This is a genomic window from Eggerthella timonensis (assembly GCF_900184265.1).
Taxonomy (GTDB): Bacteria; Actinomycetota; Coriobacteriia; order Coriobacteriales; family Eggerthellaceae; genus Eggerthella; species Eggerthella timonensis.
Map to the genome: position 1 here is coordinate 3,205,891 of NZ_FXXA01000002.1, position 18,842 is coordinate 3,224,732.

The window sequence follows — 18,842 nt, forward strand, 5'->3', positions numbered from 1 at the left end:
TCTAGGTCGAAAGCCTCACCCCCTTATCCGTCGCTTCTCCCATCCTCACACCCGCTCGGCGAATTTGTATCCGACGCGCCAAACCGTGAGAAGGTACTTCGGTTGCGAGGGATTGTCCTCGATCTTCTCGCGAATCTTCCGCATGAACACGGTGATGCTGCTCTCGTCGACTTCGCTCTCGCTACCCCAGATGTGCTCGTATATCTGACCGCGGGTGAACACCTGACCGGGATTGGCAGCCAACAGCGCGAGTATCTCGAACTCCTTGGCAGTGAGCTCCACCCTCTCGCCTCGCAAGCGCACCTCGTATTGGTTGAACAGGATCTCCAGATCGCCCGTCTTATTGCTGCCCTCGCGACTCACAGCCTTGGCGAACGCCAGATCGTCTCGATGCCGGCGAAGGTGGGCCTCAATGCGCAGCAGCAGCTCATCCGAGCTGAACGGCTTGACCACATAGTCATCGCCGCCTGCCTTGAAGCCAATGCTCTTGTCCACGATGTCGCCTTTTGCGGACAGGAAGATGATGGGAATGCGCCTTCCGTCTTCACGCATGGTCCTGCATACGTCGAACCCGTTCATGCCGGGCATCATCACGTCGAGCAGCAACAGATCCGGCCTTTCGGTCGTGAGATCCCGCAGCCCCTGCTCCCCATCGAGCGCGGAGCAGAACTCGTAGCCTGCCTCTTCCGTTATGCGGCGGATCAGCACATGCAGGCTCTCGTCATCGTCGATGAGCATTACCTTCGCCCTCGTCATCGTCATTCCCCTTTCGATTCAACCGGAATACGCACGGTGAACACGCTGCCGACATCCGGTTCGCTTTCCACCGAAATGGATCCACCGTGCATGTCGGTGTACTCTTTCGCCAACGCAAGCCCCAGCCCCGTCCCGTTGTACTTGCGGGACGGCGACGAGTCGGCCTGCACGAAACGGTCGAAAATACGTTGCTGGTCGGCCTTCGCTATGCCGATGCCCGTATCGGATACCTTGATCCATAGTTCGCCGCATTCGGGATGGTGGGAGATGCGCAGCGCAACCGATCCTCCTTCAGGAGTAAACTTGATCGCGTTGCCGCATAGGTTCTCCAAAACGTGCCGTATCTTCTCGAAGTCCGCCTGTATAAGGGGAACATCGGGGTCGATCTCGCACGAGAAGTCGATCTTGCCTTTGTCTGCGAGCGGCTGCACCACGGTGCTCACCATGCCCACCACATCGCCAACGTCCACGACCTCTACGTTCATATCCGTCCTCCCCGCATCGAGGCGGCTCATCTCCAAAATATCGTTGATCATGAGAAGGAGCGCACGACTGTTCGCCTCGATCTCGCGTCGCGTCTCAGCTTCGCGCTCGTCATGCGGCTCGCAATCGCGATTGAGGAACTCCGCAAACGCGAGGATCGAGGTCAAAGGAGTGCGGAGCTCGTGACTCATCATTGCCAGAAAGTCCGATTTGTACCGGTTGTCGTTGAGCAACCGCTCGTTCGCCTGTTCAAGTTGAGCGCGCTGCTTTTCCAGCACGGCATTGGCCTCCGCAAGCTGCGCGGTTCGATCCGCCACCTGCGACTCCAGATTGTTGTAGATGCCGGACAGCTCGCCCGCCATCCTGTTGAATTCGGTCATCAACGTGTTCATCTCGCGCGAGGATTCCGATTGAGCCAACCGCACCCCTAAATCACCTGTCTGTATGCACTCGACGCCGATTTGAATTTTTTCCAGCGGACGCGTCACCAAATACGTTAACGCCGCATAGATGATAAGCAGGCAAACTACCAGCATGCCGCCGAAGAAGATGACATCCTGTATCGTCGAGGCCTGCTCGCTTTCCATGTACACATCAAGCGGCATGACGATGCTGATTGCGCCGCCTATGTCCCCGATCTTCCAGCCCTCTTTGGCGTAGCCGGTCACATCGATCTCTCCGGCGGGCTCTCCGTGGCAGTCGAGGCAATTCTCCTCGATTCGCATGGGTGCCAGGTAGCGGAACACCTCTTCGCCCTCGTATTGGGTGATGTCGTAGTATTCCGCGCTCTCTCCCTTGTTGAATGCCTCGAGAGCCGCAGATTCGAACTCGTCAGGCTGATCCGCTGAATTGCGCGGGTTGAAATTGACGAAGCGCGTCGTGTACGTGGACTCGGACGTGAACAGCGCGCCGATGCTGCGACCGACGATAGCGCAATGCAGGCCCTGGTACACGCCGTCAGCGGTGTACGATATCTGCTCCAAACGATACTGGTTCGATGCCATGAACTCCCATACCGCATCCATCTGCTGCGCGAGCACTTCTCCCTTCTCGCGCAGCTCGTTCTCCATTTGGGCGCGATTGTTCACCGAAGTCCATCCAATATTGGCAACGAGCGACACCGCAAGCAGGCAGACGATAAGCCCCGCGAACTTCGTCTTCAGCTTGATGTTCCTCATAACGCGCCCCCGCTCGTTTCCACGCGCATGCGGACGACCGGTTCGGAGCCGTCCGTCGCGTTCCCCGCCTGACGCGAGCCGCAAGCGGCGAGGAGGGAGGGATGGTACCCGCCGCTGCGGCTCTGTCGGAACGTGAAAGTCATTTACAGCACCACCCGAACAGGATCCGGCTCCAAAGCCGCAGGCTTGGGATCGACGGCGATCGACGGATTCGTCTGCGACGCATCGGGAAGCACGACGATGCTGTTCACCGCTTCAGGATGCAAGGCGCGCAGCTCCTCGATCGGGCCGAACTCCAAGGCCCTCATAGGGCATGAGGCTACGCAAGCCGGACGCTCGCCGGACGCTCTCAGGAGGATGCAGGCATCGCACTTATGAGCTTTCTGAATCGACGCTATGTAGTGCGGCACTCCGTACGGGCAGGCCTTTACGCAGTATTCGCAGCCGATGCACTTTTCGTCATCGTGTTGCACCGTGCCATCATCTTTGTCAACGAACGTTGCGGCGTTGGGACACACCGCGACGCACGCGGGATCGATGCAATGATTGCACGTCGCCGCATAGTGGTACCCCTTTGCATTCGGGTACGAACCGACTTCATAATCGTTCACATGGCGAAACAGCACGCCGACGTCGAGATCGTTCTTATCCTTGCAAGCGATCTGGCACGTCTTGCACCCGATGCAGTTTCGCTGGTTGAAATAGAAGCCCTTGCGGACAACTTCGCTGCTATTCCGCGTCATCGCCGCACTCCTCCCAAATCGACCGAACGTTGCGGCTTCTCGCAATCGGGAACAAGCGGATCGCCCGCATACTTTTCGAAGGTGCAGGCATAGTTGTTGTATCCCGTCACCGCCATGCCGCTCACCACCGGGCCGCAGAGCACGTTGTCGGCACCGCCCAAGTCGTATTCCTCGCCCTCGTCAAGGTCGACCCATGAGCCATGCGGAACGCCCACCATGCCGGGCATGACCGTCTCGAGCACGCTCGCCGTACGTACGATTTTGCCGAACGCGTTGTAGACGCACACCGCATCGCCGCTGACGATGCCCTTCTCCTCCGCATCCGCCCTGCTGATGTACACGGGATTCGGCCAGGCTTCCCGCAACCATGCGACGTTGTCGAGCACGCTGTGCGAACGGCGGTAATAATGTGGGTTGTACGCCACGTATGGATACGCCGCCTGCTCTTCCGGCGCATGGTCGCTCGAACCCGTTTCATCGCCTCCGATTGCAGAACGGTACGTTGGATACGGCTTGAAGTCGTCCGAGAAGCCGAACCCTGCAATCGCATCGGCTTTCCATTGACAGTAAATTTCCAACTTGCCCGACGCGCTTGGCAGCGGGTGGCCGTTCGGATCCTCAACGAACTCCCGATATGCGACGAAACCGTAGCCGTCGTCTTCCCGACGCTCCACCTGATAGCAGCCGTCCGTCAAAAACGTATCCAGCGCGACGCGACCTTCTTGAGGGGAGCCCTCGCATTCCCATGCCTTCAGATCGTCTTCCGTGACCGTAACAAGCGGCTCTGGCTTTCCCTGCTCGTTTATGACCGTTGATCCGAGAATCTGATTCATGAACTGCTGCTTTTCCGAAAGCGGGTAGACGACGCTCGGATCAAGGCCCAACGCCTTCGCCAAGCCGACCCCGATCTCCTGATCGGTCTTCGCCTCGAACAAGGGCTCGGTCACCTGGGTATAAACAAAGAGCGCCTCCCTGTTTCCCGACGCAAAGCCGCCGACGCGCTCCCATTCGGTTGTGACCGGCAGCACGATGTCGGCATACTGCGCCTGCGTTGTGAAGAACTGGGCATTGCAGAACACGAAGTCAACCGAGCGGTGCGCCTCGATTCCCCTCATGAGGTCAGGGCTCGTCTGCAAACGCGCCGATTGCTCGTAGAAGATCGCACGAATGTCGATGTCGCGATCCTCCCCTTCGGTAAACACGTTCGCGTAGAAATCGCCGATATAGCGGTATCGTTTCTCGAGGATGCTCTTCCATAGGACGGGACCGAGAATGCGGTCGTCGACGTTTGTTTCGATAGGCTCGAGTCCGCTTTTCCCCGCAACCACGAGCGTAGGCCCCCCGTTCGCAGCGCCGGAATGATAGGTCGAACCGCATGCGTGACCGCTCTTTCCAAAATGGCCGCCCATGGCTCCGAGCGTCATGAAGAGCTGGGGGACGTCTTCCGCATCGCGACACCTCGCGAAGCTGAAGCTATGCAGCATCATCACCTTGTTGTTTTTTCCCAGCAGTTCAGCGTACCAACGGATATCCTCGACCGGCGTTCCGCACAGGGCGCTTGCCCATTCCGCCGTCTTCGGAACGCCGTCGTACAAGCCCAGGAGATAGTCTTTGAAGTTTTCATCGAGCCGCGCATCGTCGGGCATATGCCGAGCATCGAAACCGACCGTGCAATCGTTCAGGAAATCCCAGTCCACGATGCCTCCCTGCCTTTGGTCGAGCATCACCATCTCGTAGGCAACAGCAAGCATGAACGCCGTATCGGTTCCCGCCCGCACCGGAATCCATCGCGCATCGAGCATCTGGGCCGTCGCGTTGCAACTTGGCGAGATCATGACGAACCGCGTCCCGGCATCGCGCGCCTGGATAAAATGGTAGCAGGGCGATCCGGGCGATGCCCATGCGGGGTTACATCCCTCGAATACGATCCAATCAGCGTGCTTCAAATCAAATCGATCGTTGGCAGACGCTGACGAACTGTCCATCAAAGGCAGGCCCAACTTTGTCGTATCGAGGCAATACGTGCCCATGGACGTGGTGTCGGCGATGCCGCAACAGCCGCCCATGGCCTCGAGCACCCTCATCGTCGTGCTTCCTCCTCGCGAAAGCACGCTCCGAGGGCCATGTTCCCGATATATCTTGCTCAACGCTTCAGCCACGTACTTGAAGGCCTCGTCCCAGCTGATGCGCTCCCATTCATCTCTACCGCGCAACTCGCCTTGAGGATCTTCGAGTTTCCAGTGCTTGCGTTTCATCGGATACTTCAAACGATCAGCTGCGAAACACTGTTTGCGCTGCGAATGGCCGCGAATGCAACTGCGCTGCTGAGGATATGCGGGGCTGTCTTCGTGGGAATCGTCTGTCTTCTGCCGCACTACGATTCCATCCCTCACGAGCGCTTTGTTCACGCAACGCCCACCGCAATTGTGCCAGCATGCAGCGCTTACCCACACGCCCTCGGAAGGCCCGCGGTCTTCCGCGCCTTCGATTGCGGTCACCCTGTTTTCGCAACCGACGAGGCCTCCCGCCGCAAGAGCGGCAGTCGCGGCAACGCTCGCCTCGATAAAGCCTCGACGGCTCATCTTCGACACGGTTCCCCTATCGTCCATGCAACTCGTCATTCTCCCTCCCCCTTATCGTATCCCCCCAGGAGTAGCTTTTTCGAGTCTGCTACTAGGGTAAAAATCCCCAACGTTAATTGCCATGTTCCAAAGATTGAGACTTTCTTACTAGAATCTTTCCAAATTCTTAACGAGCAAGAAAATCCAAAGGCCCCTCCCTTCCAGCCAAGTGTAAAACACTTGGCCTTCTTCGCCCCTGACGTCTCATTACGGAAAGAACCCCCGGCATTTGCCAGGGGTTCTCTCGCGCATCGAACGCCGCTTTTGCGTGCTATCACTCGTCTGTCAGCCTGAGGATGTCTCCGAGTTCGCGATCCGACGCGCGGAAGCGCTGTGCGCGCGTACCTCCTTTCGCATGCACCGAAACACGGTCGTATATGTGGCAGAATCGGGTTTTTGGCAATCCAGGGACGTCCGGGATAGGCGTTTCCGAACTGCCAGAAACTGCGAACTGGGGTTTTGCCGAAGATGCCGTGCGCAAAAGGATGAGAAGATTGCCAAAACGGGCATTTTGCATCATATCCCATCCCATGCTGTTGCACCGAAAAGCAGGAAGCGCCGCGGCTGGTGCCGTACAGGGTCCTCCGGCTCCAACGGCCCGCGCCGCATAGGCTCCTTCGACTTCGGCGGCTGACGCCGCCTCCGCTCAGGGTGACGCTCTCACGAAAAAGCCCCCGGCGGATGCCGAGGGCTTTCAACGTGCGGTGCTCTCAGGGGTTCGGCTTACGCTTCTGCGTAGACGTCCTTGAGCTTGAGCAGGTGCTCGTAGCGCTCCATAGCAGCCTTCTCGTTGCGCTCGAACAGCTCGCCGGCGCGCTCGGGGAACTCGCGGGTCAGACGGCTGTAGCGGGCCTCGTTCATGAGGAACTCCTGGTAGCCGCCCGACGGCTCCTTGGAGTCGAGCGTGAACTTCTTGCCCGCCTCGGCGGCCGGGTTGAAGCGGAACAGGTTCCAGTAGCCGCAGTCGACGGCCTTCTTCATCTCGTCCTGGCAGTTCGCCATGCCGCCCTTGATGGAGTGCATCTCGCACGGCGAGTAGCCGATGATGAGCGACGGTCCGGGATACGCCTCGGCCTCGGCGATGGCCTTGATGGTCTGGGCCGGCTTGGCGCCCATGGCAACCTGCGCCACGTACACGTAGCCGTAGCTCATCGCGATCTCGGTGAGGCTCTTCTTCTTGATGTCCTTGCCGGCGGCGGCGAACTGGGCAACCTGGCCGATGTTGGACGCCTTCGACGCCTGACCGCCCGTGTTCGAGTACACTTCGGTGTCGAACACGAACACGTTGACGTCCTCGCCGGAAGCCAGCACATGGTCGAGACCGCCGTAGCCGATGTCGTAGGCCCAACCGTCGCCGCCGAAGATCCAGACGGACTTCTTGGTCAGGTACTCCTTGTTCTCGAGGATGGCAGCCGCCAGCTTGTTGCCCTCGGCGATCTGCTCGAGCGCCTCGATGTACGCGTCGGCGGCAGCCTTGCTGCCCTCGGCGTCGTTGCGGGCGTCCACCCATGCCTGCGCGACGGACTTCACGGCCTCGTCGACGTCGGTCGCCAACAGCGCCTCGGTGTCGGCCAGCAGCTTGGCGCGCACCGCTTCGTGACCCAGCAGCATGCCCAAGCCGTGCTCGGCGTTGTCCTCGAACAGCGAGTTCGACCACGCCGGGCCGTGGCCCTCGGCGTTCACCGTGTACGGCGACGTTGCAGCCGGACCGCCCCAGATGGACGAGCAACCGGTGGCGTTCGTGATGTACATGCGATCGCCGAACAGCTGGGTGACCAGCTTCGCGTACGCCGTCTCGGCGCAGCCGGCGCAGGCACCGGAGAACTCAAGCAACGGCTGCTTGAACTGGCTGCCCTTGACCGTGGCGTCCTCGAGCGCGGGCTTGTCGGACACGTTGTCCACGCAGTAGTCGAACACCTCCTGCTGCGCGAGCTGGCTTTCCGTGGGCACCATCGACAGCGAGTCGGACGGGCACACGTTCACGCACACGCCGCAGCCCATGCAGTCGAGCGGCGACACGGCCAGCGTGTACTGCAGGCCGGCAGCGGCCTTGCCTTTCGCCGGCACCATGACGGTGGCGGCAGGGGCAGCGGCGGCCTCTTCCTCGGTGAGGGCGAACGGGCGGATGGTGGCATGCGGGCACACGAACGCGCACTGGTTGCACTGGATGCAGGTGGCGGCGTCCCAAGCCGGCACGCTCACGGCGACGCCGCGCTTCTCGTAGGCGGCCGCGCCCTGCTCGAACTGGCCGTCGGCGTGGTCGAGGAACGCGGACACCGGCAGGCGGTCGCCGTCCATGCGGCCGACCGGCTCCATGATGTCGCGCACCATCTTCACCACTTCAGAGCGGCCCTCGAGCACGGGAGCCTCGCCCTCGTCCACGGCGTTTGCCCAACTTGCGGGCACTTCCACCTGCACGAACGCCGTAGCGCCCGCATCGATGGCGCGGTGGTTCATGTCGACGACGTCCTGGCCCTTCTTCAGGTAGGACTTCGTGGCGGCGTCTTTCATGTACTGGAGCGCCTCGTCCTGCGGGATCACGTTCGCCAGCGTGAAGAACGCCGACTGCAGGATGGTGTTCGTGCGCTTGCCCATGCCGATCTCGCGGGCGAGGTCGATGGCGTTGATGGTGTACAGCTTGATGTCGTTGTTGGCGATGTAGCGCTTCGCCTCGGCGTTGAGGTGGTGCTCAAGCTCCTCGGGGCTCCACTGGCAGTTGATCATGAACGCGCCGCCCGGCTTCACGTCGTTCACCATGCGGAAGCCCTTGGTGACGTAGGAGGGGTTGTGGCAGGCCACGAAGTCGGCCTTGTTCACGTAGTAGGTGCTGCGGATGGGCGAGTCGCCGAAGCGCAAGTGGCTGATGGTCACGCCGCCCGTCTTCTTCGAGTCGTACTGGAAGTAGGCCTGCACGTACTTGTCGGTGTGGTCGCCGATGATCTTGATGGAGTTCTTGTTCGCGCCCACGGTGCCGTCGCCGCCGAGACCCCAGAACTTGCACTCGATGGTGCCCTCGGCCGCGGTGTTCGGGCTGTTCGGATCTTCGGGCAGCGACAGGTTCGTCACGTCGTCGACGATGCCGACGGTGAACTCGCGCGCCGGCGCGTCCTTCTCGAGCTCCTGGTAGATGGCGAACACCGAAGACGGCGGGGTGTCCTTCGACGCCAGGCCGTAGCGGCCGCCCACCACCGTGAGGTCGCTTCGGCCCTCGTGCGCGAGCGCGTTGATGACGTCCATGTACAGAGGCTCGCCGAGCGCGCCCGGCTCCTTCGTGCGATCCATGACGGCGATCTTCTTCGCCGTCGCGGGCAACGCCGCCATGAACTTCTCGGACACGAACGGACGGTACAGGCGCACCTTCACGAGGCCCACCTTCTGGCCCTGCGCGTTGAGGTAGTCGACGACCTCTTCGACCACGTCGCAGAACGAGCCCATGGCCACGATCACGCGGTCGGCGTCCGCGGCGCCGTAGTAGTTGAACAGCTCGTAGTTCGTGCCCAGCTTGGCGTTCACCTGGTGCATGTAGTCCTCGACCACCGCGGGAAGCGCGTCGTACACGCCGTTGCACGCCTCGCGATGCTGGAAGAAGATGTCGCCGTTCTCATGGCTGCCGCGCATGGCCGGACGCTCGGGGTTCAGCGCGTGGTCGCGGAATTCGCTCACGGCCTCCATGTCGCACATGTCGGCGAGGTCCTCGTAGTCCCACACGGCGATCTTCTGCACTTCGTGCGAGGTGCGGAAGCCGTCGAAGAAGTTGATGAAGGGGATGCGGCCCTTGATGGCGGACAGGTGCGCCACGGCGGACAGGTCCATGACCTCCTGCACGTTCGTCTCGGCGAGCATGGCGAAGCCCGTCTGGCGGCACGCCATGACGTCGGAGTGGTCGCCGAAGATGGACAGCGCCTGGGTGGCCAGCGTGCGTGCGCTCACGTGGAACACGCACGGCAGCTGCTCGGCGGCCATCTTGTACATGTTGGGGATCATGAGGAGCAGGCCCTGGGAGGCGGTGTAGGTGGTGGTCAGCGCGCCGGCGGCCAGCGAGCCGTGCACCGCGCCCGCGGCGCCGCCCTCGGACTGCATCTCGCACACTTTCACCGTGGTGCCGAAGATGTTCTTCTTTCCTGCGGCAGACCACTGATCCACCAAGTCGGCCATAGGGCTCGACGGGGTGATGGGATAAATGCCCGCCACCTCGGTAAACGCATAGGAGACGTACGCGGCGGCGTTGTTGCCGTCCATAGATTTGAATTCTCTCGTCATATTCCTCTCCTTCGAAGGGGATGCTCGCCCGACCGAGCGCATCGGGGCCCCGACCTTCTCCTCTAGCTCAGATTGCTTCGCTTGACAGAATACACGGCATTCATGATACCAGCCCGAATTCGCGTTGCGGTACGGGGAATACGACGGGCGGCACGTCGCGGTCGCCCGCGTCGGTAGACGGCGGAGGCTCGCGCCGAAGGGGTCTGCTGCTCAAACAGTCCTGCTCGCGCGAAACTCGCTGCAGACCCCTTCGGCGCGAGCCTCTCGCTAGATGCCCTTGAGTTCCTTCCCCAACTCCTCGGCGAGCACAGGCAAGAGCTCGGCCATCGTCTCGTCGATCGTCTTCTTCTTGAGCTGGCACTCCCAGATCACATGGACGGTCCAGCCGAGCTCCTCGAGCGCGGCCCGGCTGCGCTCGTCCCGCTCGACATTGCGCTCGAACTTCACCACCCAGTACTCCACATTGCGCTTCGGCATGCTGGGCTTGCACCGCGGGCAGCGATGCCAGAAGCACCCATGTTTAGATTGATGATACATGTCGTCTATCAGTCAATTAAACTGGCAGCAACCGCAAGGTCATCCCAGCATTTAGCAATCAGTTTAGGTGCTGCTGATTTTACCAGATCAATACATGGATCGGGAACGTCGATCTCGTCGTGCGCTACCAGGTCAAGACCAAGCGCGCATAGTCCGACGATCCCAGCACACTGGTTGACGATTTCACTTGCTCCACGCAGCGCCCGGTCTGTACCAGGTGCCTCATCGGCAAAATCAGAAGCGTCACACAGAGCCAATGCATTTCCCATGGTGGTATCTCCCCTCTTGAGCGCAACGATCTTGTCAGCCTTGCAGCCGAATGCGATGAAAGCTCATAGATTTTCAGCGTTTCCCCGTTGTTCCTCTAGCCATCTATGGTAGCGTGAGATTTAACGATAAGCAATAAAATTATATGCTAGCTAATCTTTGTTTTACCTGGTCATATATGTTGTCGGTTTGACCGAACCGCGACCACGTGAGATGATCGCAAGACCCTGGGAGGAGGCGTTTTGCATGGCAATAGAGCTGCATCTGGACGAGCTGATGGCCGAGCGCGGCATCAAGCTCGTAGACCTCGCCGAGGAGATCGGCCTGTCCAACGCCAACCTCTCCCACATCAAGACCGGCAAGGTGCGCGCCATCCGATTCAGCACGCTCGACGCGCTGTGCGAGGCGCTCGGATGCCAGCCGGGCGACATCCTCGAACACGTGCCGCGCGGCGAATAGAGCAATCCCAACCCCACCGCTCCAGCAAAACATCAACGCAAGTTTTTGCGGATTGCTTATTGCACTATATATAGTACATGTACTATAATACTGATCACAGGGAAGCGACAGGAAGGAACGGAAATGTTCGAGAACTGGGAAAAGGAAAATGCCGAGTTCGTCGAGTTTATGAACCTCATCGACGAGAGTATCACGGACGAGGATATGGTTGCGAGCCAGATGCATCGCGTCCTCGATGAGATCCACACGCAGTACATCCGAACTGTGCACGGTTGCTACTACTTCGACGGCGCTGACTACGTGGGATTGGGTTGCTAGCTGTCAGAGGAAGCAGCCGCCCCCGCAGAGTGCAGGGGCGGCACAGGAACCCCCGGCGCGCGAATGCTTGGCGGCTGGCGCGCCGGACGAACGAGAGGATTTTACCATGGGGAAGATGAAAACCTACTACAGGATCGTCACGATGTTCGGCAACGACGGGAGCGTGCTCTACGCGACGAGCGAGGAGAAGCTCAACGAGAAGCCCGAAAGCGGGTCTTGCTCGAACAGCCAGTACAGCGTGTACTCGGATTGGTTCGAGCGCGCCGCAGAGCGGGACGGTTTCGCAAGCGACGCCATCGCGGAGGGCGGCAAGCAAGTGCCGATCGAAACGATCGCATGCCTTTACTACCGATGACAGTCACCGCCCCGCTTCGGCGGGGCTACCTGGAAGGATGAACCATGAAACGTTACTACCGGGGCATTTACGGCAGCACCGCAAGCATCCAGACACACCGCGACGGAACCGCAACGCTGCGCATCTGCACCTGCTACGGCAACCCCGTCATCAGTAAGAAGTACGCCAGCGAGCGCGGAGCCCGCATCGCGATGGGACACTATGCGGGCATTTCCGGAAGCTGGAAAGAGGTCAAGTGACAACAGTGCGCCCCGCTCCGGCGGGGCAACCTGTACAATAGCGGCAACAGAAAGGAGGTGCACCGATGGTGAGCGAAGCGCAGAAGCGCGCGAGCGCGAAGTACCGCGAGAAGAAGAAGACGCTCGCGCTTGAGTTCTCCCCTCGCGAGTTCGACGTGTGGGAGCATCTCGAAGACGTTAAGAGTCGGGGCGGGAAGAAATCCGTCTACGTGAAGAACATGCTCCGCTACGCGATGGAGAACCCCGAGTTCGCGGAAAAGATGCTGGAAAGTTCCGAATAGCCCCTTGCAGATATATAGTACATGTACTATACTATACCTACAAGGTAAGGCAAGGGGCTTTACCGAGAGGAGAAAAGGATGGAAGAAATGACCGACAAGCAGTATTACGATCATCTTCGAGCCGTAATCGCCGACCTCGAAAGGATCAAGAAGATGGGGGTAAGCGAAGAGGCGGAGGCGGAGATCGACGCAATCATCGCCAGATATCGCGAAACGATCAGCTAAACGAGAAGGGGCCGGGGAAGAAACTCCCCGGCTCCGGCCAACCGAAAGGATACCACATTATGAAGCTGTACGATATCGAATACTACACGAAAGCGAACGGATCGCTCATGTGCAGCGACAAGTTCGAAGCGGAGACTCGAGAGGACGCGGAGCGGATGGCAGCCGACCTCCTCAACGGCTACGACCAGGCAGAGTACGGGATAGTCGACTCCGGCGAGGGAGAAACGTTCATCGTGAGCAAGTAAGAGGAAAACCATGGACAGCCCGCTTCGGCGGGCTTTTTCTTTGCCCAAATATTTACGAATATTTATAGTCGATACATATTTACGTTTACATATACGTATTCTATAATGAGAGCATCGAAGGGGACGAGGAAAGGAACCGGCAATGACGAAGGTAAACGACTTCAACGGCAACGAGATCAACTTCGAGGCCGCCTGCAACCTGATGGACGGCGAGATCACGGAAGACATGGACGGCATGTTCGAGGAGGGCGAGGAGCAGGGCTACATCGAGGAGTACGCCAAGCGCCACGCAGAGAAGCACGGCGGCGAGGAGTTCGCCCCCTTCTTCGGGCTGGCCTGGTAGGATAGAATTCGGCTCCGCTTCGGCGGAACCTATGAGCCTGAAAAGGATGAGGAACCATGAACAAGGTTATCAACGGTAAGCGGTACGACACCGACAAGGCCGAGCCCGTGGGGGAATCGGGCAACGGCCTCTACCCCGGCGACCTCGACTACTACTGCGAGACGCTCTACCGCAAGCGCACGGGCGAGTTCTTCCTCCATTTGGAGGGCGGCCCCCGGAGCCGCTGCGCCAAAGCCGACGGGTCGGGGTGGGTCGGAGGAGAGGAGTTGCGCCCGCTCGCGTACGATGATGCGCGCTCGTGGGCCGAGAAGAACCTCACGGCCGACGAGTACGCCGATGCGTTCGGCGAGCCGGACGACGACGGTGCCGTGGTCGCCACCCTCAAGCTGAGCGCGACGGCCAAAGCGAAGCTCGAACGCGAGGCGTCGCGAACGGGCAAGACGCAATCCGCCATCGTCGAAGAGCTGATCGGCGGTCTGTAGGCATGGCGAGGAACGGCAAGGCCGTCCCCGATTTGACGGATCGGCGTTTCGGCTGGCTCGTTGCGAAGGAGCGCGTGCGCACGAAGCGGGGGATCGCCTACCGCTGCGAATGCGACTGCTCGCGAAGCTGCATCGTCATGGGCTACGACCTCGCATCTGGGAAGCGGGAGAGCTGCGGGAGGTGGGATCACTCGGTGCTGGGCCGGCGCTTCGGCAAGCTCGTGGTGAAGAGCCTCGAAAGGTCGGACGCCGACGGCCTGTACCTCCGGTGCGAATGCGACTGCACCCGGCAGGCGGTGGTGAGCAAGGGCGCGCTGGTGTCGGGCGCGCAGACATCGTGCGGATGCGTCCATGCCGAGAAGGCGCGGGCGCGGGCCGCCGAGAACCTCGCCAAGCTCGAAGAGGGCTACGTCGACGGCACGTGCATCAAGATGCTCGGGAACCGTCCTCCGGCCAACAACTCGACCGGAGTCCGCGGGGTTTCGTACCGACCAAAGACGGGGACGTACGTCGCATACATCGGCCTCAAGGGCAAGAAGCGCCACCTCGGCTCGTTCAGGACGCTCGCGGAGGCCGCCGAAGCGCGCCGCGAGGCCGAGCAGGAGCTGTTCGACCCGGTGCTAGAGGCGCACGGGATGGAGCCGACGAGCGAGGCCGAGTACGACGAGGTGCTGCGCGAGGCGGTCGAGCAGGAGGGCTCCTGACGCAAAAAAAGGGCCGACCTCCCTCGGGAGAGCGGCCCTTCGCGAAACGCGGAGGAAACTACGCGAGCCCCCATATCTCGGTCACGTTGCCGACCCCGCTGGACGCGAGTATGTACTTGGCGGTCGTACCCGTTATCTGCAGGGTTCCGCCTTGATGGGTAGTCGACCCGCCCGTGAAATCGAGGTACCCGCCAGGCTTCACCCCGACGCACGCGGGGCCTTCCGTCTTGACGGCGAACAGCATGTAGTCCGACACACCGGGCACGTTCACCGAGGCGTTGAGCTTCAACGAACCGCTCCAGAGCTTCCTCCTCCCGAGGACGGGAGCGCCGTTGACGTTCATCTCGCGCGCCTTCACGGCCATCCCGCCGCTCGCGAACACGAATCCCAGGTCGGTCGGCTGATCCCTCGCGGCGTCCCACCCGGAGAAAGCGAAGTAGCCCGGCGCGTTCATGATGTGCATGCCGCTGTGGGACTTGTAGACGTCGGTCTGCGACGCCGCGAGCTCGGCCCACTCGCTGTCCGCGAGCGCCTCCGCCCCGTGCTCGACCTCCACCCCTAGCTCGTCGAGGAGCGCCGTCTCGGCATCCGTGCCCTCCTCCTCGGCCGCGCTGGCCGCGGTCGGCACCAGAGCCGCGACCCCCGCCGCCGCAGCCGCCGCGAGGAACCCCTTGCGCGTCATCTTCTCGTCCATGCCGATCTCCTTTCCGAGCATAATATTACCTTTCCAGTAAAGATTATACACCCGATCATGATCACGCACGACGATTGCCGAAGATCCGCTTGCCGACCCCTGCCCTAAACGCAAAAAAATGGCTCGCACCCCCGAGAGAGTGCGAGCCCAGAAGGGAGTGGGTTGCCGGGACCCACTCGATGAATGCATAGTAGCACGCGCGAGCTGATCACGCCAGCTTGAACCGCACCGCCTCGATCTGCTTGCCGATGCCCACGGTGCCAACCGTGCAGCCCGCCGCCAGCAGGTCGCTGATCCGGGGCGTTCGGCGGTGACGGCGCACCGCGGTCGGCTATCCCAGGATCATGTCCCCGCCCTCGGCGGTCGGCACCTCCCCGGAGATCATCGCCCCCGAAGCGCCGAAGGCGTACCACTTGCCGTCGATGCTGCGGCACGAGGACTCCGCCATGGCGCCGGAGCCGTCGAGCCAGTACCATTTCCCGCCATCGAGCAGCCAGCCGGTCTTCATGGCCCCCGACCCGTCGAGCCAGTACCACCTGCCGCCGACCTCGCGCCAGCCGGTCGCCATCGCGCCGGATCCGTCGAGGTAGTACCACTTGCCCCCGACGCTCTGCCAGCCCGTGAGCATGCGGCAGTCGTCCCCGAGCAGGTACCACTTGCCGTCCACCTCGCGCCAGCCGGTCGCGGCGTAGCCGTCCGCGTCGAACCGGTACCATGCGTCGAGCAGCAGCCACTCGCCCGCCGGCCAAGAGCCGTCGGGGCGGCGGTACCACCAGCCCTTCGCGTCCTTGACCCACTCGCCGCTCGACGCGCCGCCGACCACGGCGTCGGCGATGGCGCGCGCGATGGCGGCAGGCCCCACGCGGTTGTAGGCGGCCTCGTCCGCGCGGTGGTCGACGAAGCACACCTCGACGAGAACGGCCGTCATGTCCGTGCCGTTGAGCCAGCCCAGGTCGCCGCGCTGCTTAGCCCCCCGGTTGGGGATGCGCATGAGCGAGGCTAGCGCGGAGCTGATCTTCGCGGCGACGCGCTCGCCCTCGCCGCCCGCGCTCGCCGGGTGGTAGAGCACCTCGCAGCCCGTGCCGCCGCCCGCGTTGAGGTGGATGCTGATCCCCAGCTCGGCGCCGCTCGCGTTGGCTCGCGCCACCTGGGCGTCGAGCTCGTCGGGGTACGGCATCCGGTCGTCGGCCGTGCAGTCGGCCACCTCGTGGCCGCGCGCGCGAAGCTCGGCGATCAGGGCGTCCTTGACCGCGCGGTCGCATCGCACCTCGTCGAGGTACTTGCCCGCGCCGGGGCTGGTCGGCGTGTGCCCGCCGTTGACGGTGATCCTCATCGCCCATCGCCGCCCTTCGCGATCTTGGCGACGCTCGCGCCGCCCTCGACCTCGGGCATGCCAGCCACGCTCGTGAGCAGGCTCACGACGGCCGCCAGGGCCGCCGCGCTGCCGACCACGGCCCACTGCACCTCGCCCATGACCGCCGCCGCGCCGATCACGCCGACGGCCGTCTGCGCCGCCGTCTTGACCGCGCGCACGCCTGCGGCCTTGGCCCATTCTTTGACCTTGTCTTTCATCTCTTAGTCCTCTCCAGCAAAACCTGCATATCCGTCTCTATCTTCTCAAGCCGAGCCGCGTTGCGGTCGGCCTGGCGCGCGTCGTCGTCGAGTTTGCGCGACACCTGCCCGATCATCCGGGTCGAGGAGTCGAGCGCCGACGCCACCCGCTCCGACACGTCGTTGCTGCGGTCGATGGCCTGTATCCACTGGCCCTCCGTGCGGGCGCGCTCCTCGCTCTCCCGCGACTTGCGCCGCTCGCGCTCCTCCTCGACCGCCGCGCGCCTGTCCATGTAGGCCGTCCACGCCGGCACGCCCTTGGCGAGCAGCACGGCGGCCGCGATGACGACCATGGCCGCCACGATCCACGCAGGCCCCTCGCGGGCTATGGCGACCGACAGGGCGGTCATCGCCTCCTCGTAGGGCATCTACATCGCCCCTTTCCCCGCGGCCGCCGCCAGCGCCGCCTCCACGAGGGGGCGGATCGCCGCCGGCACGTCCTCCAGCGTGATCGCGCCGCGCTCGATGCGGCGGGCGTACGCCTTTGCGATTGCATCCATGCCTATGCACCTCCCAACGTCATCTCGTACAGGGCGCAGATGGCAGCGTCCTGATCCTCCATCGTGGTCTGCAGCGCGAGGTTCGCCTCGAACATGGCGCACAGCGCGTCGTCGGTGTCGGCCTGGGTGGTTTCCACCGTCTCCATGCGCTCGGGTGCCGCGGCCAGGAACGCCTCGCGTTCTGCGGCCTCGGCCTCCATGCGCTTGCGCTCCTCCTCAAGGCGGGCGATCTCCGCCAGCTCCTCGTCCGTGTAGGGCACGTAGAGCATGTAGGACTGCACGTCGGCAAGCTCCAACTCGTGCGGCATGTCCTCCGGGATCGTGCCGTCGAACTCGACCAGCTCGCCGGTTTCCAGGCGCGTCTCCCAGTGACCCTGCTCCTCCACATCGACGACGATTTCCACGTCCTTGCCGCCCGTCTCGGGATACTTGCGCACCACCTCCTCATGCGACTCCTCCGCTACATCCACGACGTAGCGGTGCGTCACGTTTCGCTCTCGGGCTTCGAGCCGCCCGATCTTCTCGTCGGGGTCGGTCACGACCGCCCCGCGCTCGTCGAGTATCAGCATGTGATCTCCTCCTTATGCGGTTCTGCGCCACGCGTACAGCGTCTGGTACGCGGGCATGTTGTTGTGGGCCTGCCCGCCGCCGATGTACGTCAGGCTAAGATAGGCGTACTCGGAGCCTTGGCTGAACGCGCCCGTATAGAGCGCGTCGCTGAAGCCCGCGTTGCCGTTGACGTCTGACGACGAGTAGGCCTTGTTCTTTGGCAGCTGCGCGGTGGTCAGCGTGTGGGTGTTCGAACCGCCCGTCGCGGTGCCGGCGTTGAAGTACGGGAACGCGCCCGTTATCGCCGTCCACGTCCCGCCGAAGCGCGCTGCGGGGCTGGTGGGGTCGTAGCTGGAATAGACAGAGCCGACCGGCCACGCCTTGAGGCCGATTGCAGCGTCCGTCGTCACGCCCGTCCCTCCGCGGATGGTCGGCAGCGTCCCGCTCGCGATGTCGGATGCGGAGTGCTTGTGGCTGCCGATCAGCTCGAAAGCCTCGGACAAACTGTCTAGCGTCTTGTACAGCGGCACCGGCGCGCCGACAGAAAGCCCGTCGATGGGAATTCGGTAGAGCGGACGGAACACCTCGGCATCTCCTTTGAGAATCGACGCCGAGGCGTTGTAGGCCGGATCAGCCGGCGCGTCCGGCACCGGGGTTCCTTTCAGCACGTGCAGCTGGGCGTCCTCGACGTCCTGGTTCGCGGCATCGCGCTTGTACAAGATCCCGACGAGGTCGTTTCGCTTCTTCGACTGCGCGCCGTTCTCGATCGTTACCGACTCGCCCGAAGCGTCAACCCTGATATGACGCCCGTGCATGAGAATCTCGCCGCCCGACACGGTGACTTTGTTCGAATTGACGACCGATGCGACGCACCCCGATAGCACGTACAGGTCAGGGCCGAACAACGCCGCGTTGAGGGCACCGTCGTCTCCGGAGCTCACGTGCAGCTCCAGCTTCTTCGCGGTGACGATGTGGGTCATTCTGCATCACCT

The 18,842-nt window shown here is 62.2% G+C and carries 24 protein-coding genes; 10 read left to right on the top strand and 14 right to left on the bottom strand.

Annotated elements, in window-relative coordinates; translation table 11 throughout:
- Positions 1–45 precede the first annotated feature (45 nt).
- From C1A15_RS13495 to C1A15_RS16870, 7 genes are all read right to left on the bottom strand, one after another.
- Entirely contained in the window at positions 46–762 is a 717-nt protein-coding gene (locus C1A15_RS13495; RefSeq protein ID WP_101723039.1) for a response regulator transcription factor, read from the bottom strand.
- The gene (locus C1A15_RS13500; RefSeq protein ID WP_245865033.1) at positions 759–2,309 is read right to left on the bottom strand and encodes an ATP-binding protein; all 1,551 of its coding nucleotides are present in this window, start codon (positions 2,307–2,309) and stop codon (positions 759–761) included. Before C1A15_RS13500 ends, C1A15_RS13495 begins: the two co-directional genes overlap by 4 nt.
- Positions 2,310–2,560: 251 nt before the next feature.
- Complete coding sequence (locus C1A15_RS13505) at positions 2,561–3,160, bottom strand: 4Fe-4S dicluster domain-containing protein (protein ID WP_101723041.1); 600 nt, start codon at positions 3,158–3,160, stop codon at positions 2,561–2,563.
- The gene (locus C1A15_RS13510) at positions 3,157–5,769 is read right to left on the bottom strand and encodes a molybdopterin-dependent oxidoreductase (RefSeq protein ID WP_101723803.1); all 2,613 of its coding nucleotides are present in this window, start codon (positions 5,767–5,769) and stop codon (positions 3,157–3,159) included. The genes C1A15_RS13505 and C1A15_RS13510 overlap by 4 nt, the downstream gene beginning before the upstream one ends.
- Positions 5,770–6,504: 735 nt before the next feature.
- Positions 6,505–10,041 carry a pyruvate:ferredoxin (flavodoxin) oxidoreductase gene (nifJ, locus tag C1A15_RS13515; protein WP_101723042.1) on the bottom strand — a complete coding sequence of 1,179 codons (3,537 nt, stop codon included), beginning with the start codon at positions 10,039–10,041 and terminating at the stop codon, positions 6,505–6,507.
- A gap of 267 nt (positions 10,042–10,308) precedes the next feature.
- Positions 10,309–10,518 (bottom strand): hypothetical protein, encoded by a 210-nt coding sequence (locus tag C1A15_RS13520; RefSeq protein ID WP_245865034.1) that lies wholly within the window; start codon positions 10,516–10,518, stop codon positions 10,309–10,311.
- 68 nt (positions 10,519–10,586) lie between these two features.
- Entirely contained in the window at positions 10,587–10,847 is a 261-nt protein-coding gene (locus C1A15_RS16870) for a hypothetical protein (RefSeq protein ID WP_146001859.1), read from the bottom strand.
- 244 nt (positions 10,848–11,091) lie between these two features.
- Between C1A15_RS16870 and C1A15_RS13525 the strand changes: the two genes are divergently transcribed.
- The 10 genes from C1A15_RS13525 to C1A15_RS13565 all read left to right on the top strand — a co-directional run bounded on the left by C1A15_RS13525 (position 11,092) and on the right by C1A15_RS13565 (position 14,496).
- Positions 11,092–11,304 carry a helix-turn-helix domain-containing protein gene (locus C1A15_RS13525; RefSeq protein ID WP_101723043.1) on the top strand — a complete coding sequence of 71 codons (213 nt, stop codon included), beginning with the start codon at positions 11,092–11,094 and terminating at the stop codon, positions 11,302–11,304.
- 123 nt (positions 11,305–11,427) lie between these two features.
- Positions 11,428–11,622, top strand: a complete 195-nt coding sequence (locus C1A15_RS13530) for a hypothetical protein (RefSeq protein WP_101723044.1) — start codon at positions 11,428–11,430, stop codon at positions 11,620–11,622.
- 106 nt (positions 11,623–11,728) lie between these two features.
- Positions 11,729–11,977: a hypothetical protein gene (locus C1A15_RS13535; RefSeq protein WP_101723045.1), complete on the top strand. Its 249-nt coding sequence runs from the start codon at positions 11,729–11,731 to the stop codon at positions 11,975–11,977.
- 44 nt (positions 11,978–12,021) lie between these two features.
- Positions 12,022–12,216 (top strand): hypothetical protein, encoded by a 195-nt coding sequence (locus C1A15_RS13540; RefSeq protein WP_101723046.1) that lies wholly within the window; start codon positions 12,022–12,024, stop codon positions 12,214–12,216.
- Positions 12,217–12,281: 65 nt separating this feature from the next.
- A complete protein-coding gene (locus tag C1A15_RS13545; RefSeq protein ID WP_101723047.1) occupies positions 12,282–12,497 on the top strand; it encodes a hypothetical protein in 216 nt (71 codons plus the stop codon).
- A gap of 78 nt (positions 12,498–12,575) precedes the next feature.
- Positions 12,576–12,722, top strand: a complete 147-nt coding sequence (locus C1A15_RS17060; RefSeq protein ID WP_180953105.1) for a hypothetical protein — start codon at positions 12,576–12,578, stop codon at positions 12,720–12,722.
- 59 nt (positions 12,723–12,781) lie between these two features.
- On the top strand, positions 12,782–12,967 hold the full coding sequence (locus C1A15_RS13550; RefSeq protein WP_101723048.1) for a hypothetical protein: 186 nt from the start codon (positions 12,782–12,784) through the stop codon (positions 12,965–12,967).
- A gap of 142 nt (positions 12,968–13,109) precedes the next feature.
- Entirely contained in the window at positions 13,110–13,310 is a 201-nt protein-coding gene (locus C1A15_RS13555) for a hypothetical protein (protein WP_101723049.1), read from the top strand.
- 56 nt (positions 13,311–13,366) lie between these two features.
- Positions 13,367–13,792 carry a hypothetical protein gene (locus C1A15_RS13560; RefSeq protein WP_101723050.1) on the top strand — a complete coding sequence of 142 codons (426 nt, stop codon included), beginning with the start codon at positions 13,367–13,369 and terminating at the stop codon, positions 13,790–13,792.
- A 2-nt stretch (positions 13,793–13,794) separates the two neighbouring features.
- The gene (locus C1A15_RS13565) at positions 13,795–14,496 is read left to right on the top strand and encodes an AP2 domain-containing protein (protein WP_101723051.1); all 702 of its coding nucleotides are present in this window, start codon (positions 13,795–13,797) and stop codon (positions 14,494–14,496) included.
- 58 nt (positions 14,497–14,554) lie between these two features.
- Here the strand turns inward: C1A15_RS13565 and C1A15_RS13570 are convergent, their stop codons facing one another.
- The 7 genes from C1A15_RS13570 to C1A15_RS13595 all read right to left on the bottom strand — a co-directional run bounded on the left by C1A15_RS13570 (position 14,555) and on the right by C1A15_RS13595 (position 18,830).
- Positions 14,555–15,190 carry a hypothetical protein gene (locus tag C1A15_RS13570; RefSeq protein ID WP_146001860.1) on the bottom strand — a complete coding sequence of 212 codons (636 nt, stop codon included), beginning with the start codon at positions 15,188–15,190 and terminating at the stop codon, positions 14,555–14,557.
- A 331-nt stretch (positions 15,191–15,521) separates the two neighbouring features.
- Positions 15,522–16,523, bottom strand: coding sequence for an N-acetylmuramoyl-L-alanine amidase (locus C1A15_RS13575; protein ID WP_101723053.1), 1,002 nt, complete (start codon positions 16,521–16,523; stop codon positions 15,522–15,524).
- Entirely contained in the window at positions 16,520–16,762 is a 243-nt protein-coding gene (locus C1A15_RS13580; protein WP_101723054.1) for a holin, read from the bottom strand. Before C1A15_RS13580 ends, C1A15_RS13575 begins: the two co-directional genes overlap by 4 nt.
- Positions 16,759–17,169 (bottom strand): hypothetical protein, encoded by a 411-nt coding sequence (locus tag C1A15_RS13585; RefSeq protein WP_101723055.1) that lies wholly within the window; start codon positions 17,167–17,169, stop codon positions 16,759–16,761. The genes C1A15_RS13580 and C1A15_RS13585 overlap by 4 nt, the downstream gene beginning before the upstream one ends.
- Positions 17,170–17,301, bottom strand: a complete 132-nt coding sequence (locus C1A15_RS17355; RefSeq protein WP_281254137.1) for a hypothetical protein — start codon at positions 17,299–17,301, stop codon at positions 17,170–17,172. It lies immediately after the preceding gene.
- A 2-nt stretch (positions 17,302–17,303) separates the two neighbouring features.
- Complete coding sequence (locus tag C1A15_RS13590; RefSeq protein WP_101723056.1) at positions 17,304–17,870, bottom strand: hypothetical protein; 567 nt, start codon at positions 17,868–17,870, stop codon at positions 17,304–17,306.
- 12 nt (positions 17,871–17,882) lie between these two features.
- Positions 17,883–18,830, bottom strand: a complete 948-nt coding sequence (locus C1A15_RS13595; RefSeq protein WP_101723057.1) for a phage baseplate protein — start codon at positions 18,828–18,830, stop codon at positions 17,883–17,885.
- Between the last annotated feature and the right edge of the window lie 12 nt (positions 18,831–18,842).

Excerpts from the sequence above, each read along its gene's own strand:
- nifJ (WP_101723042.1), bottom strand. The coding sequence starts at position 10,041 with ATGACGAGAGAATTCAAATCTATGGACGGCAACAACGCCGCCGCGTAC.
- C1A15_RS13550 (WP_101723048.1), top strand. The coding sequence starts at position 12,782 with ATGAAGCTGTACGATATCGAATACTACACGAAAGCGAACGGATCGCTC.
- C1A15_RS16870 (WP_146001859.1), bottom strand. The coding sequence starts at position 10,847 with ATGGGAAATGCATTGGCTCTGTGTGACGCTTCTGATTTTGCCGATGAG.
- C1A15_RS13555 (WP_101723049.1), top strand. The coding sequence starts at position 13,110 with ATGACGAAGGTAAACGACTTCAACGGCAACGAGATCAACTTCGAGGCC.
- C1A15_RS13575 (WP_101723053.1), bottom strand. The coding sequence starts at position 16,523 with ATGAGGATCACCGTCAACGGCGGGCACACGCCGACCAGCCCCGGCGCG.
- C1A15_RS13580 (WP_101723054.1), bottom strand. The coding sequence starts at position 16,762 with ATGAAAGACAAGGTCAAAGAATGGGCCAAGGCCGCAGGCGTGCGCGCG.
- C1A15_RS13505 (WP_101723041.1), bottom strand. The coding sequence starts at position 3,160 with ATGACGCGGAATAGCAGCGAAGTTGTCCGCAAGGGCTTCTATTTCAAC.
- C1A15_RS13585 (WP_101723055.1), bottom strand. The coding sequence starts at position 17,169 with ATGCCCTACGAGGAGGCGATGACCGCCCTGTCGGTCGCCATAGCCCGC.
- C1A15_RS17060 (WP_180953105.1), top strand. The coding sequence starts at position 12,576 with ATGGAAGAAATGACCGACAAGCAGTATTACGATCATCTTCGAGCCGTA.
- C1A15_RS13530 (WP_101723044.1), top strand. The coding sequence starts at position 11,428 with ATGTTCGAGAACTGGGAAAAGGAAAATGCCGAGTTCGTCGAGTTTATG.
- C1A15_RS13590 (WP_101723056.1), bottom strand. The coding sequence starts at position 17,870 with ATGCTGATACTCGACGAGCGCGGGGCGGTCGTGACCGACCCCGACGAG.
- C1A15_RS13535 (WP_101723045.1), top strand. The coding sequence starts at position 11,729 with ATGGGGAAGATGAAAACCTACTACAGGATCGTCACGATGTTCGGCAAC.
- C1A15_RS13540 (WP_101723046.1), top strand. The coding sequence starts at position 12,022 with ATGAAACGTTACTACCGGGGCATTTACGGCAGCACCGCAAGCATCCAG.
- C1A15_RS17355 (WP_281254137.1), bottom strand. The coding sequence starts at position 17,301 with ATGGATGCAATCGCAAAGGCGTACGCCCGCCGCATCGAGCGCGGCGCG.
- C1A15_RS13570 (WP_146001860.1), bottom strand. The coding sequence starts at position 15,190 with ATGGACGAGAAGATGACGCGCAAGGGGTTCCTCGCGGCGGCTGCGGCG.
- C1A15_RS13565 (WP_101723051.1), top strand. The coding sequence starts at position 13,795 with ATGGCGAGGAACGGCAAGGCCGTCCCCGATTTGACGGATCGGCGTTTC.
- C1A15_RS13525 (WP_101723043.1), top strand. The coding sequence starts at position 11,092 with ATGGCAATAGAGCTGCATCTGGACGAGCTGATGGCCGAGCGCGGCATC.
- C1A15_RS13595 (WP_101723057.1), bottom strand. The coding sequence starts at position 18,830 with ATGACCCACATCGTCACCGCGAAGAAGCTGGAGCTGCACGTGAGCTCC.
- C1A15_RS13560 (WP_101723050.1), top strand. The coding sequence starts at position 13,367 with ATGAACAAGGTTATCAACGGTAAGCGGTACGACACCGACAAGGCCGAG.
- C1A15_RS13495 (WP_101723039.1), bottom strand. The coding sequence starts at position 762 with ATGACGATGACGAGGGCGAAGGTAATGCTCATCGACGATGACGAGAGC.
- C1A15_RS13520 (WP_245865034.1), bottom strand. The coding sequence starts at position 10,518 with ATGCCGAAGCGCAATGTGGAGTACTGGGTGGTGAAGTTCGAGCGCAAT.
- C1A15_RS13510 (WP_101723803.1), bottom strand. The coding sequence starts at position 5,769 with ATGGACGATAGGGGAACCGTGTCGAAGATGAGCCGTCGAGGCTTTATC.
- C1A15_RS13500 (WP_245865033.1), bottom strand. The coding sequence starts at position 2,309 with ATGGAGAACGAGCTGCGCGAGAAGGGAGAAGTGCTCGCGCAGCAGATG.
- C1A15_RS13545 (WP_101723047.1), top strand. The coding sequence starts at position 12,282 with ATGGTGAGCGAAGCGCAGAAGCGCGCGAGCGCGAAGTACCGCGAGAAG.